General features: G+C 46.3%; 15 protein-coding genes. 8 read left to right on the top strand and 7 right to left on the bottom strand.

The window, feature by feature from the left end; translation table 11 throughout:
* Positions 1–17: 17 nt before the first annotated feature.
* A complete protein-coding gene (locus KJS69_RS16795) occupies positions 18–2,690 on the top strand; it encodes a glycoside hydrolase family 10-like protein (RefSeq protein ID WP_213584929.1) in 2,673 nt (890 codons plus the stop codon).
* Between the two features lie 231 nt (positions 2,691–2,921).
* On the opposite strand, the gene KJS69_RS16790 is transcribed toward KJS69_RS16795, so the two are convergent.
* Together KJS69_RS16790 and KJS69_RS16785 are read right to left on the bottom strand one after the other, a co-directional pair.
* Positions 2,922–3,362 (bottom strand): OsmC family protein, encoded by a 441-nt coding sequence (locus tag KJS69_RS16790; protein ID WP_213584928.1) that lies wholly within the window; start codon positions 3,360–3,362, stop codon positions 2,922–2,924.
* 294 nt (positions 3,363–3,656) lie between these two features.
* A complete protein-coding gene (locus tag KJS69_RS16785; protein ID WP_213584927.1) occupies positions 3,657–3,875 on the bottom strand; it encodes a hypothetical protein in 219 nt (72 codons plus the stop codon).
* Positions 3,876–4,050: 175 nt separating this feature from the next.
* On the opposite strand from KJS69_RS16785, the gene KJS69_RS16780 reads away from it, so the two are divergent.
* Positions 4,051–4,371: a hypothetical protein gene (locus KJS69_RS16780; protein WP_213584926.1), complete on the top strand. Its 321-nt coding sequence runs from the start codon at positions 4,051–4,053 to the stop codon at positions 4,369–4,371.
* A 162-nt stretch (positions 4,372–4,533) separates the two neighbouring features.
* Here KJS69_RS16780 and KJS69_RS16775 read toward each other — a convergent pair whose 3' ends face one another.
* The 4 genes from KJS69_RS16775 to KJS69_RS16760 all read right to left on the bottom strand — a co-directional run bounded on the left by KJS69_RS16775 (position 4,534) and on the right by KJS69_RS16760 (position 8,556).
* A complete protein-coding gene (locus KJS69_RS16775; RefSeq protein WP_213584925.1) occupies positions 4,534–5,304 on the bottom strand; it encodes a DUF1829 domain-containing protein in 771 nt (256 codons plus the stop codon).
* A gap of 2 nt (positions 5,305–5,306) precedes the next feature.
* Complete coding sequence (locus tag KJS69_RS16770) at positions 5,307–5,747, bottom strand: DUF6978 family protein (RefSeq protein ID WP_213584924.1); 441 nt, start codon at positions 5,745–5,747, stop codon at positions 5,307–5,309.
* 185 nt (positions 5,748–5,932) lie between these two features.
* Positions 5,933–7,777, bottom strand: coding sequence for an FtsX-like permease family protein (locus KJS69_RS16765; protein ID WP_213584923.1), 1,845 nt, complete (start codon positions 7,775–7,777; stop codon positions 5,933–5,935).
* A gap of 17 nt (positions 7,778–7,794) precedes the next feature.
* On the bottom strand, positions 7,795–8,556 hold the full coding sequence (locus tag KJS69_RS16760) for an ABC transporter ATP-binding protein (RefSeq protein ID WP_213584922.1): 762 nt from the start codon (positions 8,554–8,556) through the stop codon (positions 7,795–7,797).
* A 518-nt stretch (positions 8,557–9,074) separates the two neighbouring features.
* On the opposite strand from KJS69_RS16760, the gene KJS69_RS16755 reads away from it, so the two are divergent.
* Positions 9,075–9,644: a beta-class carbonic anhydrase gene (locus KJS69_RS16755; RefSeq protein WP_213584921.1), complete on the top strand. Its 570-nt coding sequence runs from the start codon at positions 9,075–9,077 to the stop codon at positions 9,642–9,644.
* Positions 9,645–10,256: 612 nt separating this feature from the next.
* On the opposite strand, the gene KJS69_RS16750 is transcribed toward KJS69_RS16755, so the two are convergent.
* Positions 10,257–11,021, bottom strand: a complete 765-nt coding sequence (locus KJS69_RS16750; RefSeq protein WP_213584920.1) for a helix-turn-helix domain-containing protein — start codon at positions 11,019–11,021, stop codon at positions 10,257–10,259.
* 195 nt (positions 11,022–11,216) lie between these two features.
* Between KJS69_RS16750 and KJS69_RS16745 the strand changes: the two genes are divergently transcribed.
* The 5 genes from KJS69_RS16745 (at position 11,217) to KJS69_RS16725 (ending at position 18,136) form a co-directional block, all read left to right on the top strand.
* A complete protein-coding gene (locus KJS69_RS16745) occupies positions 11,217–11,723 on the top strand; it encodes an SRPBCC family protein (RefSeq protein WP_213584919.1) in 507 nt (168 codons plus the stop codon).
* A 136-nt stretch (positions 11,724–11,859) separates the two neighbouring features.
* A complete protein-coding gene (gene rnhA, locus KJS69_RS16740; RefSeq protein WP_213585024.1) occupies positions 11,860–12,495 on the top strand; it encodes a ribonuclease H in 636 nt (211 codons plus the stop codon).
* Between the two features lie 188 nt (positions 12,496–12,683).
* Complete coding sequence (locus tag KJS69_RS16735) at positions 12,684–13,532, top strand: AraC family transcriptional regulator (protein WP_213584918.1); 849 nt, start codon at positions 12,684–12,686, stop codon at positions 13,530–13,532.
* Positions 13,533–13,725: 193 nt separating this feature from the next.
* Positions 13,726–17,076, top strand: coding sequence for a X2-like carbohydrate binding domain-containing protein (locus KJS69_RS16730; protein WP_213584917.1), 3,351 nt, complete (start codon positions 13,726–13,728; stop codon positions 17,074–17,076).
* A 313-nt stretch (positions 17,077–17,389) separates the two neighbouring features.
* Complete coding sequence (locus tag KJS69_RS16725; RefSeq protein WP_213584916.1) at positions 17,390–18,136, top strand: VCBS repeat-containing protein; 747 nt, start codon at positions 17,390–17,392, stop codon at positions 18,134–18,136.
* Positions 18,137–18,181 lie beyond the last annotated feature (45 nt).

Below are 18,181 nucleotides of genomic sequence, written 5' to 3'. Positions count from 1 at the left end.
AGAGAGGAGTTGTTTAGATGAGTCACGTTAGGAGAATAGTGATCTTTATCCTGCTGTTTGGCTTGTTAAGTCCCCATGCTTTGGCCTCTGTCCCAGCCTTGCCTATGGGCTTGGCGCCTCAATTGGTTTTGGAAGATGGGACGATATTGAACATTAATCGGATAGATGAGGGCAGGGGAGAGGATGAAATCAGCGTTCACACAAGCGTGTACGGTTCATTGACCGCGCCATTCGATCCACCCACGGTTGAGTTTATTATCGTTAACGATATCGTCGCGGAGAAGAATGCCGGTGATCTCCGGGGGACTTATATTCCAGCTAACGGATACGTGATCTCCGCTATGGGAGAAGCCATTCATGAGCTAAGCACATTGGAAGTCGGACAGAAGGTTCAGCGCATCGGATGGGAGCTGCCCGCTCCCGCGCCTGCTAACTATTTTCAAGTCAAAGATAATATAATTCCTATTGATCATATCAACACTTCCCGTAAAGGGGGGGCAGTCGTCTTGTATCAGCCCTCTTTCGGCCCAACCACCCAAACCAATCCATGGGGAATGGAGATCACGGTTCAGAACGGTCAAGTAACCAACATTGCGACATTGAATGATGGGGAAAATAATTCGCCGATCCCTCAAGAAGGGTACGTATTATCCGTCCATGTGGATAGCCGATATTATACCGAGCTTAGCGGGCTTGTAAAGGTAAAGGTTGGTGATCCCGTTACTCTCGTATTGAAGAATGATTTAGTCATGTATGAGGCCGGCCAAACGTTGTATCACGCCTATAATCCGAAGACGAAGGAAGATAACCCGGCAGGCTGGAATGAGGAGGAAGATGCGCCTTATCCAGGCTTTAGAGGTGCCAATCAATTGATCGTTTATGATTCTTACTATGGAGAGACGACGGGAACGAACGGGTATGGATATGAAGTAATGGTCAATCGGGACCATATCGTAGTGAAGAGCGGCGGCAACAATTCTTCCATTCCGGAAGGGGGATGGGTACTTTCCGGTCATGGGATCATGGCCGATTGGCTGCAAAAGTATGCCCGGGTCGGAGCGAAGCTTCAACTGGATAGAAATAAGAAGGAAGCCGTCACTTTGTTTACGCCCCGGTCCTATCTGGCCATGAATGAATCCAAGCTTAGAGAAATGGTTGAAATGACGGATCAGTCCCAAAGCCGGTTTCTCGATATCCCTTATTCAGAAATTACCTCTACGGTGAGTCGGATTCTATTGCTTCGCGGGGAGATGGAGGAAGCGGCGAGTCATAAGGATTACGACTTGTTGACCGCTAAATGGAAGGAAGCGGAGGATCTGCTGAGGCAGGTCTATTACCTGAATTTTGAATCCAGAAAAGTGGAGCACCGCGGTATATGGCTGCGGCCCATGGAAAAAAACAGAGAAGAGGTCCGGCAGCATGTAGCCGCTATTAACGATGCTAATTTTAACCAAATCTATTTGGAAACCTGGTGGAGCGGATATTCTATTTTTCCTGCAGCTCAGGCTATGATTACCCAAAATCCGATCTACAACGGGTTTGATGTCCTCGAAGCCTATATTGAAGAAGCGCACGAGTTAGGCATAGAGGTGCATGCCTGGGTGGAAAATTACTATGTCGGGAAACAGACGATTGACCAGCATCCGGATTGGTCACTTCTTAGCCGCAAGGGAGATCCCTATTATTTGGATGAATCCGGCACCAAGTACTATTGGATTAACCCGGCTATGCCGGAGGTCAGTCATTTTTTGTCGGGGATTTATGAGGAATTGCTGAATAACTATGAGGTGGACGGACTGCACCTGGATTATATTCGCTACCCGCAATCCGGCGATTTCACGAATGATTTTGGCTATGATCCCTATACCCGCAGTCTCTTTATGGAGCGATACGACACGGACCCGATTGAGCTTTATCCGGGAGATTCCTTGTGGATGCCATGGGTACAGTTCCGGGCGGACTTCATTAATGATTTTGTAGAGCGAATCGCCGCCGAGGCCAAAAATATTAAGCCGGCTATTGCGGTTTCCGCATCTGTCTCCCCTCATTTCGAAGAAGCGCCGCAAGAACGAATGCAGCAGGCCAGAGCTTGGGTCGAAAACAATCAGATCGACAATTTATTTCCGATGTCTTACAAGCAAGAAGTTCAACCGGTTGTTACCGATGCCCGTAACGCCCTCGATTTAGCGCGGGATTACTCTTATGTGACGATTGGCGTCGGCACGGTCTATGGAATTAGTGAAACGGCATTGCTACGACAGATCGATGAGACGAATAAAACTGGAACATCGGGAAGCGCCATATTTGAATACAGAACAGCGCATAACTATTTACAAGCTATTAAAAACAGCGTGTACCGAAACAAAGCCATTGTCCCCTTTAATCAGCCTAAAGCCGCTCTGACCGTAGTTCTGGAGGATGTATCTCGTAAAATAGAGGACATCTATGTGCCGTTGGGCGGGATGGAGAACGGTAAAAAATATAGCAAACAAGTGGCGAAATTACTTCACATTCTTCAGGGGAACGACTTGAATCCGGGGAAAGCGACAGCCCTCCAACAAAATTTGAACAAAATGCTATCGGATATCGACCATGACTCTGAGATAAACCGGCATGTCAAAGAAAGAATGTCCGAAGACTTACATTATGCTCTTAAAATGATTCAACTTTTTTTGAAAAAATCAAACTAACGCCTGTACTTGAGTCAGCTTAACCGTTGCCAGAATGAAAGCAAGCCGAATCATGCGCCGCTCCGACCGGCAACATGATTCGGCTTTTGAAATGGGACTCCGCTAAAGCTCGCCTCGATCACACCTGGCTGATGTGAGTCGAACCCAGGCGAAACTTATCTTCCGCCGGGGTCAGAAAAAGCAAAATAACGTCCCGCCGAAGGGAGCTAACATGTAGCGGCATCATGGTTATTATTCAATGATAATACCGTTTAATTTAAGATTGACCGGATTCGCAATCGTATCTCCCACTGGACAAGTCTGCTCTAAAAATTGTACAAATTGCTCAACCCGCTCCTTGGGTGCATCGGTTTTGATATGAAAAGTGTAGCGGATATCGGAATACCCGCGGCGAACATCCGATATGTTCATGAAGCCGTCCGTATCCAGATCCCCCTCCACCTCTACCCGAAAATCATCGAGCTGAACATTAAATTTCTTGGCATACACCCGGGCTACGATAGATTGGCATGCGCCCAGCGAGCAGAGCAGTGCTTCCACGGGATTCATTGCCGTATCGGTTCCTCCCAGGTTTTTCGGCTCGTCTATCATCAGTTCGAAATTTCGGGAACGAGTCTTGACGACGAGTCCATCTTGCAAATGTGCGGTGGCTTTAAATGTTTCTACTGGCATTTTCTACACTCTCCTATATGGTATATTTAAGACCTCCAAGTAACTATGTACTGAACTAATAATAGTATACCACATTTATCATACCTGTTTAGTATGAATTTTAGAATTGCTAATTACTGTATCCTATCCCAACGTCGCGGTATGTTGCTGTATGATGATGTCAACCCGATCTAAGGTCGGCGGGGCTCTCTCTATTGCTTGGCTGTATGGCCGATGCTTCCGGAATATGGAGTATTTTGGATGTAATGTGGGACTTGGGCGATGCTAATGAAGCCGGTGCAGAATGGGCCCTGATCAATACCGCAAGAAGAATAAGTAAGAATTCATAAAGCACCGCATCGCCCCTGGATTCCGGACGAGAAGCATGCACATCTCTACGAGGACATCGATATTCCCGAGCCGGAGACCTTCAATGACGACTACTCCAACCGGGCCAGCGCGGCTGCGGCGGCCGAAATGCGGATTGACCGCGACTTGAATCGCACCGATTTGAAGATGGACCCCCCGGAACATCTCGAAGGGGCCGCTCTTAAAAGCTGGAAGTACCAGCGGTACATCAAGGATTACTTACGCTGTATCACGTCAGTAGATGACAATGTGGGGCGTCTGCTCGATTAAATGGATGAGGAAGGACTGACCGAGGAGTTAGACCGGCTCCAGGCGGAGGTCGGCGACGAGAAATTTATATATGAAGGCAATGTTTCTTAAGTTTATTTTTGGGAACAGGATTGGCCTAGCTATCGTTGTGACTGAATCCACGACAGAAGGAAATAGGAAAGCTTCAGAAATCATGATGCACCGCTTCACTAGAAACGAGATAGGTCGAGAGAGTAATTTCTTGCTAACATTTCAAAAAGCCTGCAATTCTGCAGGCTTTAAGCCGTTCGGATTTGTTGCCGCAGCAAAGCCTGCAAAAATACATCTTTTTTCTCGTTTCAATGAAGACGGGGTTGTTTTATACAGAAATGGCTGTATAATCGCAGGCTTTTCTCTCCAGTTCCTGTTTTGAGGAATAATAACTGCATAATCGCAGGAATTCGTATTTTTCAATACTGATCTTTAAACTTTAGCTGTGAAAGTTGAGTGAGGGAGAATACAAAGACACCGCAAAGGTGTCTTTTTTCGTCCCGTATTTTTGAGAGGCGGCAGCAATTCCTTGAAATTTCCGACTTTAGCCGGTTAATTGATTAATATGCTTTTCTCTTTCAGACCAAAGGATTGGCTGCACTTCATATTCATGAAAAGCATTAATGATACTGGCTCGAATTGTTTTATCGGTATCATTTAATATCGCCAAAAGTTTTGAATCGGATCTTCGGGTATCTTTTGTTTCCGTCCAAGCAAAGAGGAGAGTTTCAGAATTTTGTTTAGTTGGGTTGTTAATGGCATGTAGTATTCTTTCAGGACTCTTTCTGGAACGCGGAATAACAAAATGAAAAGTTTGGGGAAAGCCACTCCTGCCGGTAAAGCTGATATTTTCAGTAAATCGAACATCATTTTCAAACAGAAACTGATCTACCTCCTCCAGAAAAATACTTTGTACATTATCACGGGAGGTCATAAACATATCGTTTACGGTCATCATCGCCTGAATAAGCATATGCTTTTTTTGAGGAAAGGCTTCTAGTGTGGATTCCACAAATAGTTCTTCTCTTGCAGATACTTTTACACCATATCCATTTAATATAGTCTGCAACACCTTTTTTCTTTTAGGAGAAGAATGTACATCGCATCCAGATAATTTTAGGTCGGTAAGGATATAGCCAGAATCGCTTAATGTTAGCTTATTCATATTCTTCTGTTGAACATAGATTTGCAGGTAATCATTATGTCTGTCCATAAAAGGAGTCGTAATTTCCACCGTATTTTCCAATTCTTTAAATGTAATTTTTTGTTTTAACCAATTCACGTAGGAATCAGATAATTTATCGACAAGGTTCAATATTAATCCACCTCAACTTGATAAATCACTTTTGGAACGTTATCAATATTATTATACTCCAAGAAGTCGATTAATACCTGAACTAAATCAGATGGGTCGGTAACCATTTTAGCCTCTAAGGGGTAGGCCCATTTATCATCATATCCTTCCTTATAAATATGTATATGTGGACAGGGAATTTCAGTCCCATCAGGGTTTAGGTGAGGAGGTCCTTCAATATCGACACGAAGTAGATTTATCGATTTTTTGTATCGGGTTTGATAAGTACACTTTTTAACATTTAAACTTTTTCTTTGAACGTCTATCTGGAACTTAGCATTTGTTTCTGTTGAGTAGGCTTCAAGCGTTATATAAGCTTGTACGGTTGGAAAGACAATAGGATTAGTATCGATTAAATTTTTAAGTGCTCGAAGCAATCGTCGAGATTCTAGATCGGTTAACAAATTAGGAACCTCCTTCCAATTTTATATAATTTTACACTAACAAACTTGTTATGGGGATGATTTCATTAGGAATTTCTCTAGAGAAATGAAGTCGGAATAGTTCTTCTCCGCTTTAATAAATCAAAAAAGCGACCTGGCAAGGTCGCTTTCAATTCCTAATGTGCAAGACGGCAGCAAATTGTCGGCTACTCTTTATGGGGAAGCACGATTCCTTTATACAGCTGAACCGTAATGAAGTAGTAGGCTGCGTAAATGGCAATAAAAAGAATAATAGGAAGCCATACGCGGAAATACGGATCGATCAGAATAAATGAGAATATGTTCATACCCACTAATACGTGAACAATACCAAGGATGGCCGGGAACAGGAAGACCAGGAACAATTCTTTATAGGCTGATTTGGATAATAATGAAGGACGAACGCCGATTTTGCGAAGCATCTGATAGCGGTTAATGTCCTGGGACGCACCGGAAAGGATTTTAAACATTAAACAGCTGGCCATCATAGCTAAAAAAGCAATCCCCAAGAAGAAGCCCATAAATACGATTCCACTGGCAATGCCATAATATTCTATATAGGAGTTATATTTTCTATTAGATAAGGCAACCTCCCCGGGCTTATCTTGCTGCAGCTCATCGATGCTCTTCCACTCATTCAGATACGCTTCAAAGTGATCGGTTTTGCCAAGGAAGGCCAAGCCTTCCTCCCCTTGCAGCTCAGCGAGTTCCTTCTGAGCTACAATTTTAACGCTGCGATCCGAATAGATGGAATAGGGATGAATCGTACGCAGCGCCCTTGCCCAAGGGTTGGGGTATTCGATTACCGGACCATCAACCTCCTGATTCGATCCTAGCACAGCGCCTACGGGAAGCTCCCCAGAAACCGGTTCATATTCCTCCAGACGCTCTCCATCGGCAGAAAAAGCAGATTGTGGACGCTGGTTTTCTAATTCTTCTTTTGCATAATAAACGAACTGTTCATCGACTTTATAATGGTATTCGTATTGTTCACTGAACTTAATTTTATTTAACACTTTCTGTTCTTCGGCCGTCGGATTGTGAGTAACGATATCGTATTCGTAAGAGAGCTCCGCCATCATTCCTGCATTATTTTTGAAAGCCATTCCTGCCGAGATCGCACCTGCTCCAAGAGCGACTAACATGGCAACGGTGGCCAATACTCTGGATAAGCTATTTATTCGGAAGTTCAACTGTGCGAATGTAAAAGCATTCAGCCCTTTTTCGTTGCGATTCTTATTACTCTTCAGCTTCTTAATGAGCAGGGGGAGGAGGGACATAAAGAGCAGGTATGTGCCCGCTGTGGTAGCAATTAATGCGATGATAATTCCGGATTCTCGCAGAACCTCCATCTTGATCATGGCGGCATAACCGATCGTTAATAAAATCATTGCAAGAACTGCGATAAACCCGGTCATTTTTCCTTTTACCCTTACCCGGTCCGTTTGTTTATCCGAATGAACAAGCTGCAATACCGTGACGCGGGACAGCTTAATGCTATTCCAGATAGCAGATAACATAAATAGGACAAAGAAGAAAATACAAGTGACCGCTATAGATGGAACATATAAGGCATAATATCCGCCCGCAGTAAAATCAAGCTGCTTCATCAGCAGTTGCCCGATTCCTTGAGAGAGACCTGTGCCCAAGGCGATGCCCAGGACCAGCGAGGCCATGCCTATAACCATGGTTTCCATAAACATAAGCGAAGCAATCTTATGTTTTTTGGCTCCTAGCGTCATGTACATCCCGAACTCTTTTTGACGAAGCGATAATAAAAATGAGTTGGCATACAAAATATAGAAGAAGGTAATGACCGCCAGTAAGAAGGACCCGGCATGAAAGACGAACTGAATATGACGAATGACCGAATTGGCTTCAATGAAGGCTCTGTTTAGGGCCAGCGTCTGGAACAAATAAAAGATAGAAATCGACATGACCAGACCGGTCAGCAAGACGGCGTAGTCTTTAAACTTACTCTTCAGCCCAGACATGGACAGCTTGAACAGCATGTCCGCACCTCCTTTTCTTAAAGTTTTGACGCACCGAGGTCGGCCAGGACATCGAGAATGGCTTTGTAGAACGATTCGCGGGTCCCCGTACGGTGAATTTCCTGGTATAACTCTCCGTCTTGAATAAATAAAATCCGTTGACAATAACTCGCACTCAGCGGGTCATGGGTCACCATCATAATGGATACGCCTTGCTCTTCATTCAGGTTGGTCATCGCTTCTAATAAGCTTGTTGCGTTTTTGGAATCAAGCGCCCCTGTCGGCTCATCTCCCAGAATAATGGCTGGCTCGTGTACGAGCGCACGCGCCGCTGCTGAGCGCTGCTTTTGTCCACCGGACACTTCAGAAGGGTACTTTTGCAAAATATCGGAAATCCCCAGCATGCTGGCAACCTTTTCTACTTTAGGGCCGATTTTTCTAGATGAGACGCCTTGCAAGGAAAGCGGCAGAGCAATATTTTCATAGATGGACAAGTTCTCCAGCAGGTTAAAGTCCTGAAAAATAAATCCCAGCCGCTGGGAACGGAAGTCGGATAGCTCCCCTTGCTTCATTTGGGTAATATCTGTTCCCGCAATACGGACAACACCATCTGTCGCTTTATCTAGAGTGGAGATCACATTTAACAGGGTGGTTTTTCCCGAACCGGATGGTCCCATAATCCCGATAAATTCTCCTTCTTGGATCGAGAACGACACGCCTTTTAATGCGTGCGATTGGCTTTCACCTTTTTTGCCATATACTTTTTTTACGTTATTCACGTCTACAACTGGCATTTTCATTCTTATTTCCTCCTATTTGCTGCTTCCTGTTACTTTGTTCATCTTATAGGAAGAAATTAAGGAATATCTGTTGATTTCTCTTAAAAAACTTTTAAAAATCTCTTAAATTTATGAATCGGCAAGAATCGTTTCTAGCTCGAATAGAGGGCAATTTACATTTAATATGGCTTAAATGACGGCGCTTGGTAAATATATACACGGCACTAAAGAATTTATAGATCATGGAGTGGAGAAAGAAAGATGCTTCCAGGGCGAGTTTTGGCTTTGAATACCTACCATCCGAAGGCCCATCCATATAGAAGGAATCTGTTGTTTCGGGGTCCCCGAAAAGTACCTGGAATTGCTTCGAAGCTCATCTTCACTTTTTGGGGAAGGAGTATGATGTTTGAAGCTTCGGAGGCACTTTCCTTCGGAACGGAATGATCGCTTTCTTTAGTGCCATTTATATAGTAAACAATTGACGTCTCTGGCATATCCGTGAATAATAGAAAGAAGGCATCGAGCTAGGAGGTCATAATATGTCAATCATTCCGAGTCTATTGGAATTCAACAAGAAATTCGTAGAGGAGAAACAGTACGAAGCTTACTTAACGAATAAATTCCCTGATAAAAAAGTAGCTATTCTTACTTGTATGGATACGCGGCTTGTGGAATTGCTTCCGAAAGCGCTAGGACTGAAGAATGGGGATGCGAAATTTATTAAAAATGCGGGCGCTGTCTTAACCCAGCCTTTCGGCAGTGCCATGCGAAGCATATTGGTGGCGGTGTATGAACTGGGCGCGCGTGAGGTGCTGGTCGTTGGACACCATGGCTGTGGAATGACGAATCTGGACGCGCAAGGGATGGTCAATAAGTTTATCGAAAATGGCATTGATCCTACGGTGATCCGTACGCTGGAAAACTCCGGTATTCGCATGGAGAAGTTTCTGCGCGGGTTTGCCAATCCCGAGGATGGAGTTATGCAAAGCGTTAAGATGATCCGCAAGCATCCCTTGTTTCCTCAGACGGTGCCTGTTCACGGGTTTATTATGGATCCGGTGACGGGAGAGCTGGAGGTTCTGGTCGAGGATTACAGGGAAGAACAGTGAGAAAAACTGCAGTCTAACGTCCCTCGGGGGTAAATTCCATATGTGTTAAAAAAGAGACAACGCCGTCCAATCGGACTTACGGTTGTCTCTTTCATTTTTGCGATATTAGAATTTATAAGTTTTCGAGGGGGGGAGAGCAGGTCTCTTTCCTCTTCATGGATTAGTCAGAATTGGCGAGGATTAGTCAGCCTTGATGAATGAAAGCAAAAGTGCAGTCGATGGGTGACTTTTGATCTCATTTCGATAGATCTACTGCAAATATACAGTAGATTCGGCCATTTGGGCCCGAAAATGGCTGAATTGAAGAAATCGACTGCATGTTTGCAGTTGATGACCCTAAAAGAGCGGAGTCCGGTCAAAAGTGATGTATTATTGCAGTCGATTGTCAACGATGCTACTACACCAACACCTACTTTACGCTTGTTCCAGATACGGTGACGATCCAGGCTGCCTCACTGCATGCTCCTACACCTAAGGTTACTTATTCATCCTCAAAGGACGCCGTCAGGCGTTTTCTTATCATCCTCCAACGTCAGGCATGTTGCATGCAGCGCTGAGATATTATTTGGACGCATATTCCTCCGGAGTTTTACCGATAATCGATTTAAAATCTTAAATAAAATGTGATTGATCATAGTAACCGAGCTCTATGGACAGGTCTAGCCAATTGATGCATTGTCCTTGATCCATAGCCTCAGCCGCATTCTGCAGCCGGTAAAGCTTGATGACCCATTTCGGGCTGACCCCGACGTATTGGCTGAATATGCGCTGCAGCTTCCGTATGTTGAGCTGAAACGTCTCGCAGATCTGATCTACTTTCGTGATGCTGCGGTCGGCCTGAACCCGGTCGATGATTTCATTGATCAGCACGATCCTCTCATCCTGGTCCGGGAGCTGCTGGCGGATTAAGCTTTCGGCCAGCTTTACCATCTTATGAGGGTCGTCTTGGGACAGGATGCTGCTCCCTATTTGATCAGATTCCGCGTTAAATACGTTCTCTACAGGGATGGAGCCGGCCGTTAGCCTGGAGATAGGCCACTTTACAAAAGGGTAAAATCCCCCCGGTTTAAATTTGACGCCAAATACTTGATCCATCCCTTGAAGAAGGCGTGAGAATTTCTGTCTGGAAGCACCGTAAATGGATGAATGGTTCCGCTCGAACACCATATTGACGCAAGGATTCGGCACCACCTCCTGGGAATAGGAGAGCTGTCCTATTAAGTCCCAGCTGACGATCCAGAAGTGCTTGACGAAAAAGCCGATGTCCTCTGACGGAACATGACGGGTAAGCTGGAACTTCTTCTCGCCTTCTTGTAAATGCAACACGCCCAGACTGGGTCTTGGGGCATTGGAATTAGAATTGGAATTGGAATTCATCCTGCTACTCCTCCCGGCTGTGCATGGAATCAAGGGATGAAGAGATCATAAAGATGGTTTTGCTGATGAAGCAATGGACGGGCTTTGTCGTGTTTTTACAATACGGGCTTGGTTGCCAAAGTTATTATTATAGTAGCACAGTGGAAGGATGGTTCAAATAAATAACATTTCCCTGAAGCAAAGGAGTGATTCTGGATGCAATTGAAATACGAATTTTATATCGGCGCGACACCTGAACAAGTGTGGGATGCGTTCGTTTCCCCGGAAGGAACCCGCCAAACTTTTTTTGGATGTGTGATCCGGTCTTCTTTCCGGGCAGGAGATCCTTATGAATATGTAGGTCCGGGCAATGACGGAGAGGAAACGGTCCATGTCTACGGCAAAATATTAGCTTATGAGCCCCATAAAGTACTAAGCTACACTGAACATCCCGGTCCATCCTATTATTCCAACCATGAAGAGCTGGAAACAAGAGTAACCTTCACACTGGACACTGTTGGCAGCTGCACGAAGCTGACGCTAGTTAACGACGAATGGGCGCCCGACCACCCATCTTATCAAAATGCCAAGGAACATTGGTGGATGATCCTGAGCAATATCAAGACGTTGGCAGAAACAGGAAAACGGACTTTGGATGGTAAAAGCCATTCCGTTCTGCAGGAAAGTGCCTCCCGGCTTCAAGCAACTATGCCGACAATATAATTTTATTATCGCATCTATAGCTGCGGCGAAGATTAAACCGATCCTCCTAGAGAGGATTGGTTTTTTGACGTCTAGTCCTTCTGTATGTAAATATAGAGACAAGGCAGTGATGTATGGCGGAAGAGAGGGACTGATGATGGCAAAGCAAAAGTACTATGTCGTATGGGTCGGCCACCGGCCGGGAATTTATACGAGCTGGCCGGAATGTAAAGAGCAGGTGGATGGACGGAATGATGCGAAATATAAATCCTATTCTTCCAAGGCCGAGGCGGAGCAGGCCTACCGGGAAGGCTGGACCAAGCATTGGGGCCGCCAAGGAGCTGCTGCGAAGCAGACCCCATCCGTCTCCTCCCAATCCGTGAAGAAGATTGATTACGACAGTATTTCGGTGGATGTAGGAACACGAGGCAATCCGGGACCGATTGAATATAGGGGAGTCTGCACCCGGACAGGCGAGGTTCTCTTTTCCCATGGCCCGATTCCTAATGGCACGAATAATTTGGGTGAGTTTCTGGCCATTGTTCATTCCTTGGCTTATTTGAAAAACAAGGGCAGTACTCAAACCGTATACAGTGACTCGAGAACGGCTCTGAAATGGGTGAGGGAGAAGAAGGTGGCGACGACCCTGGAGCGTAACGAATCTACGAAGGAAGTATGGGATCTGGTGGATAGAGCGCTGGCATGGCTGCATACCCATAGCTACGACAACAAGGTATTGAAGTGGGAGACCGAGAAGTGGGGAGAGATTAAAGCCGATTACGGCAGAAAGTAAATGCACTGTAAGGATAATGAATAAGCTGGAAAGCAGCGTTGGAAATTCAGCCTTGATGTGAGGGCAACAAGGCACCACCGCCATGATAGGAGCAACCGTGTTAAAGGCACCGTAATCGGTGTCTTTTTCAGGCTAATCTTGGACGAGAGATGCGTTCAATCTACTTGCTGATGAGAGGTGAATGGGTGATGGAAAAGGGCAAGAAGCAGTGGCTCAACGATTATCTTTCCAAGCTGCGGATCGAGTTGTTACATGCCAAGCTGTCCATCTGCGGACGCGATTGGAAGCGTTTTAATTATGCTCCGTCCTATAACAAGCTGTACTATATATGCAACGGTGAAGGCTGGATTCAGTTCGGGCATGAGCAATACACTCCCATGCCTGGAGAGCTGATGTTTATTCCCGGAGGCATCCTGCAGTCGTTTTCCGTGACCGAAGGTACGCCCTATACGATGTATTGGTGTCATTTTAGATCCAATATCCAGTTTGTGCACTTGTTTAACCTGTTTGATATTCCGAAGATCGTTGCGGCTGATCCTTCCGCCGGGCTGCAGCAGCATTTCCTGGAGCTGTCCGATAACCGTGCCAATGACGGTCCCGCTACTTCCCTGAAAATTTATTCCGCATTGTTTGCGATCATCGCGTATTTTATCGACCAAGCCTTCATGGTTAAGGATGACAGTCCCCAGACGATGTCCATTCGGAAGCTGCTGGATACGATCCACTATATCGATACTCACTTGACCCAAGAGCTCACTATAGAAGAGCTGGCGCAAACTGCTCATTTTCACCCCAACTATTTTATCCGTTTTTTCAAGAAGCATCTGGGGGTGCCCCCTATGCGGTACATCTATGAAAGAAGATTGGAGGAAGCGAAGCACTTGCTTGCGTTTACCGATCTGGCTGTGAATGAAGTCGCCTACCGGGCGGGATTTAATGATGGCTCTTATTTTTCGGCGGCGTTCAAGAAGAGCTTGGGCTTGTCTCCTTCGGAATATAGAAACCGGATGAGCAGCGATGAGCGGGTGAATCCATAGGTTGGTTCGTGAACAGGTTAATTTAACAATAAAAAAGGTTAGAATAGCTAATTTATTTGGGCGGGAAGGCGCCATACAATGGAGGTGAAAGACGGCGATAGCGATGCTTGACAAGGAAGGAGGGGCGGTTGACGACAATTCTGACAGTCATATCCCAGCAGTTCATTAACTGTAAGAGGAGAGGTGAGATCGTATGAGAGACAAGCCGTGGTTAAGGGTTCTTGTTTTATTTACGGCAGTATGTACTATTCTTATAGTTAGCGGTCAAGGCCATTCCGTCATGGCGGAGGTTAATGCGGCGGTTCACTTGTATGTTGCCAAAGATGGAAATGACGCGAACGACGGGTCCCTCGATCAGCCGTTTGCGACATTGGAGAGAGCTCGGGATGCCGTTCGTGAGATGAAGAGCGGAGGGGGCTTTCCGGCCGGAGGCGTTGAAATTCAGATCAGGGAGGGAGTCTATCGGTTTACCGATACCTTCCAATTGGATGGGCGCGATTCGGGAGTCTTGAATGCCCCGGTCGTATACAAAGCGTATGAAGGAGAAAAGGTGACCTTCGCCGGGGGAGATTTGCTCGATGCCGCCTTGTTCAAGCCAGTTACCGATTCGGCCTTGTTGGCACGAATCCCGCAAGGAGCCAGAGATCACGTCCTTCAGCTGGATCTGCAGTCTATCGGTATAACCGATTACGGTGTTCTGGGGGACAATCTGGATGTAGCCCCGGAGCTGTTCATTAACGGGAACGTGATGACTCTGGCCCGCTGGCCCAATCATGGCTTTACACTGGTAGACCAGGTTTTGGTGAAACCGGATGAGGCTAACCCGGGCTATACGTTTACCTATAAAGATGAAATTCCTAACCCGTGGCCCAATAACAATGATGTCTGGATGTCAGGTTATTGGGGGAATGATTGGTTCGCCAATGATCTGCATATTAAATCGATAGATTTCGACCAGAAGACGATTGAAACCTATAACTCCTCCAGCTATGCCATGAAGGCCGACCAGCGGTTTTACTTTTACAATATCCTGGAGCTGCTGGATGCGCCGGGGGAATGGTATCTGGACAGGAATACAGGGATTTTGTATCTTTACCCGCCGACTCCGGTGGCAGAAGGGAAAATTCAGCTCTCGCTTATGAAAGACAGTTTAATTCGGATGGATCAAACGTCGAATATCGTCTTTAGCGGACTGAATATGGAAGTGAGCCGCGGCAACGGCATTGAGATCACCGGAGGGGAAAATAACCGCATCGAATATAGCGAAATTAGCAAAATGGGCGGATACGCCGTCAGGATTTATGGAGGGAGGAATAATGGTGTATACGGCAGCCTGATTTACAGCCTGGGGAATGGCGGAATTCGTCTGGATGGCGGTGATTTCGAGACGTTGACGCCTGCGGAGAATTATGTGGTTAACAATGACATCTCGGATTATTCGCGAGTGAAGTTGACGTATACCCCCGCTGTAGAATTGAACGGTGTCGGCAATCGTGTGGCCTATAACAAGCTGCATAATGCCCCCCACTTTGCGATTCAATTCCGGGGCAACGATCACTTGATCGAATATAACGACATCTATGATGTAGTCAAAGAAACTGCGGATGCGTCCGCCATTTATTCCGGCAGAAGCTTCGTATGGCGCGGCAACGTCATTCGCTATAATTATTTCCATGACATGGTGGCCAGCCAATTGCGGGTTTCCACTGCTGCTATTTATCTGGACGACTATATGAGTGGTGTGGAAATGCGCGGCAATGTATTTCACGATATCGGCAAGCAGGCCTTCAAGCTGGCGAACGGACGGGAGAATGTCGTGGAGAACAATATCGTCCTCGACAGCGGGACATTCATTGCTTTCATGAACCGGAACTATAAGCCGGGGGAGAAAAATTATGACTCTTTAATGAGCAAATTTGATCAGGTTCCTTATCAAGGGGAAATCTGGAGCGCGCGATATCCAACTCTCCCCAATATATTGGAGGACGATCCGCTGCTGCCCAAGCGAAATGTCGTCCGCAACAATGTATTCGTGAATACGGGCAACATCACTGGCGACAGCCGAAATATGGAAATGGGAACCTTTGAGAACAATATCGCCTTTGCAGATAAAGAGGGACTGGGCTTTGTGGACCCGGCTAACGGAAATTTTGGCCTGCGCGACGATTCACCGATCTATGCCCAACTGCCGGAATTCGAGAAGATCCCGTTTGACCAAATCGGGGTGATTGGGGACGGTCTGCCCCCTGCGCATGCGGAAATAAGTACCCCCTTCCTGGAGTACCCGCAAAATAACAGCGATCAGACCATCCGTATGAGACTGAACGGAAATCAGCTCGCTTCGATAGCCAACGGTTCTGTTGGGCTGATCGAGGGGCTGGATTATATCGTGAACGGAGAGACCGTAGTATTGACGAAAGCTTACTTGAGTTCTCTGAATATCGGGGAATATGCTTTGAAGTTCACCTTCTCTCAAGGCAATGACGCCTTTCTGAGTCTTAGTGTTGTGCTTCCGAAGAAGGCGGAGCTGGAAGTATCGACTCTCGTATATCCTCAGAATTCGGGAGATCGTGTGATCCCCATGAAATTGAACGGGAATACGCTCGTCTCTATTAAGGGGGAGACTGGTGATTTAACTGAAGGCGTAGATTATATCGATAATGGAGCCACGGTGACCTTAAAGCAGGAATACTTGGCTACCCTTCCACTTGGTCAGCATAAGCTCACTTTTCATTTCAGCTACGGGAGCGACGTGTTGACTGTAGAGATCCATAACGAGAATCTCGCAGCGAATCGAAGCTATTTTGCTTCGTCTGTCTGGGGCGGCAGTTATGAGGCAGCGAAGGCCTTCGATTCGAATGACGGCTCCCGCTGGTCTGCGGGAAAAGGGGAGGTCGCCGATCAATTTCTGGGCGTAGACTTCGGGGAAGATTTAACCTATAACATGGTTATCATTAAGGAGATCGATTATCCCCGGGTCAACTCCTATGTACTGCAGTATTCTGAAGACGGCATCAATTATATCGATATTCCCGGCACCGAGGGGACCACCATCGGGCCGAGCAAGACGATCGAGTTCGCCCCGGTGACTTCGTCCTATTTCAGGGTGTGGATGAACTCTACTACGGAGAAAGAACCGACGATTAATGAAATTGAGATCTACTATTCGGCGGAAGCTCCTGAACCGGAAATATTGGAGGCCGCTGTTGAGATCCATCCGCGCACTTTGAACCTGAAAAGTCAGGGAGGGGCGAATTCCATGACGGCGTACGTAGAATTGCCGTCCCCCCATGAGGTGTCTGGAATTGATCTCTTCTCTGTCAGGTTGTACGTAGGGGAAACCTATATCGAGGCCCAAACGCACCCGACTGAAATTGGAGACAGGGATCACAATGGAATTCAGGATCTGATGCTCAAATTTGACCGGCAGAAAGTGATTGCTGCGCTAGGAGAGGCAGAAGGGGAAGCGGAGATGGTGCTTAGCGGCCATCTGAACGATGGAACACGCTTTACGGGCCGTGATACGATCCGGGTAAAGCGGTAATAACCGAAACGGGCTTTCGCTTGGCGGCGGGAGTCCGTTTTTTTGTTAGAGGAAGCTTTTCTTGCCAACAGGAATCTTGTTTACACCGCTATAAAGAACTTTAAAATTTTTCTGTTGTAAAATAATCCCATAAAAAGTGACGTATGACCTTCGAAGTTTATTGCGTCCGCACTCCAACGGAGTCGGCGTCTAAACCTTCCTCTAATCGCGGTCGCTCTTCCTGACTTTGCTTCGAGGGCTTCCCGCCTCGTGCACATCGCCCATAGACTCGTCATAAACTGTAAGCGATAAAACTAACAGAGGAGTGAATCCGATGTACGGTTATGCTTACGGCTTTGGCCCCAGGCAGCCGGAGTCAAACCCATCCGCTGCCATGCTGATAGTGGATCGGAAGATCGGGGACGTCAATGGGGATCATGTACCCGATATGGTTTATTTGGTTGGCAGCAAAAGTCCGGGCAGTCCGTTCATACAGCACATTACGCTGCTCATTCAGGACGGAAGAACAAGAAGGAGTCGTCTCATCCCGCTTCCACAAAATGCAGGGTATAATCCTACTGTATCTTTGAAAGACTTTACGGGGGATAGGGTGGACGATATATTGATCCGCATCGATTCAGGGGGGTCTGGAGCATTTACATTTGACTATGTCTTTTCTTATGTCAATAATCAACCCCGTAAATTATTTGATGCGATGGAGTATAATGAACAGCACAAATACACCGTCCATTATTTGGATGGCTATAAGGCACAGGTCAAGAGTCAGACCCCAATGCGCACGTATATTATCGATCTGACCTATAAGGGACGCCAGTATTTGTCCGAAATATATGATGCCAACGGTAAATTAAAAGAGCCCATCCAAGGGGATGTCAATCCACTTAGCGGGCTGGAACCGGTAGATTTTGAACGGGATGGTCAATTTGAACTGATGGCTCTGCAGCGGATTACCGGAAGATACAACGCCGATGGTCTCGGTTATGTCATGAATATATTGAAATGGAACGGTGCTCGATTCACTCCTTCTCAACAGTGGGTTTGGATAATGGGGAAGGACTAGCCGAACGACAGTCTCCATACATTCACAGGTGCAAATTAAGACAGC

Source organism: Paenibacillus sp. J2TS4, from assembly GCF_018403245.1.
GTDB lineage: Bacteria > Bacillota > Bacilli > Paenibacillales > NBRC-103111 > Paenibacillus_L.
The sequence above is the reverse complement of the archived record's forward strand: the minus strand, read 5'-3'. Positions and strand labels throughout refer to the sequence as shown.

Bases quoted from the DNA above. Each gene is read 5' to 3' on its own strand.
- KJS69_RS16795 (WP_213584929.1), top strand. From the start codon at position 18: ATGAGTCACGTTAGGAGAATAGTGATCTTTATCCTGCTGTTTGGCTTG.
- KJS69_RS16790 (WP_213584928.1), bottom strand. From the start codon at position 3,362: ATGCCAGTAGAAACATTTAAAGCCACCGCACATTTGCAAGATGGACTC.
- KJS69_RS16785 (WP_213584927.1), bottom strand. From the start codon at position 3,875: ATGTTCCGGGGGGTCCATCTTCAAATCGGTGCGATTCAAGTCGCGGTC.
- KJS69_RS16780 (WP_213584926.1), top strand. From the start codon at position 4,051: ATGAAGGCAATGTTTCTTAAGTTTATTTTTGGGAACAGGATTGGCCTA.
- KJS69_RS16765 (WP_213584923.1), bottom strand. From the start codon at position 7,777: ATGCTGTTCAAGCTGTCCATGTCTGGGCTGAAGAGTAAGTTTAAAGAC.
- KJS69_RS16760 (WP_213584922.1), bottom strand. From the start codon at position 8,556: ATGAAAATGCCAGTTGTAGACGTGAATAACGTAAAAAAAGTATATGGC.
- KJS69_RS16755 (WP_213584921.1), top strand. From the start codon at position 9,075: ATGTCAATCATTCCGAGTCTATTGGAATTCAACAAGAAATTCGTAGAG.
- KJS69_RS16750 (WP_213584920.1), bottom strand. From the start codon at position 11,021: ATGAATTCCAATTCCAATTCTAATTCCAATGCCCCAAGACCCAGTCTG.
- KJS69_RS16745 (WP_213584919.1), top strand. From the start codon at position 11,217: ATGCAATTGAAATACGAATTTTATATCGGCGCGACACCTGAACAAGTG.
- rnhA (WP_213585024.1), top strand. From the start codon at position 11,860: ATGGCAAAGCAAAAGTACTATGTCGTATGGGTCGGCCACCGGCCGGGA.
- KJS69_RS16735 (WP_213584918.1), top strand. From the start codon at position 12,684: ATGGAAAAGGGCAAGAAGCAGTGGCTCAACGATTATCTTTCCAAGCTG.
- KJS69_RS16730 (WP_213584917.1), top strand. From the start codon at position 13,726: ATGAGAGACAAGCCGTGGTTAAGGGTTCTTGTTTTATTTACGGCAGTA.
- KJS69_RS16725 (WP_213584916.1), top strand. From the start codon at position 17,390: ATGTACGGTTATGCTTACGGCTTTGGCCCCAGGCAGCCGGAGTCAAAC.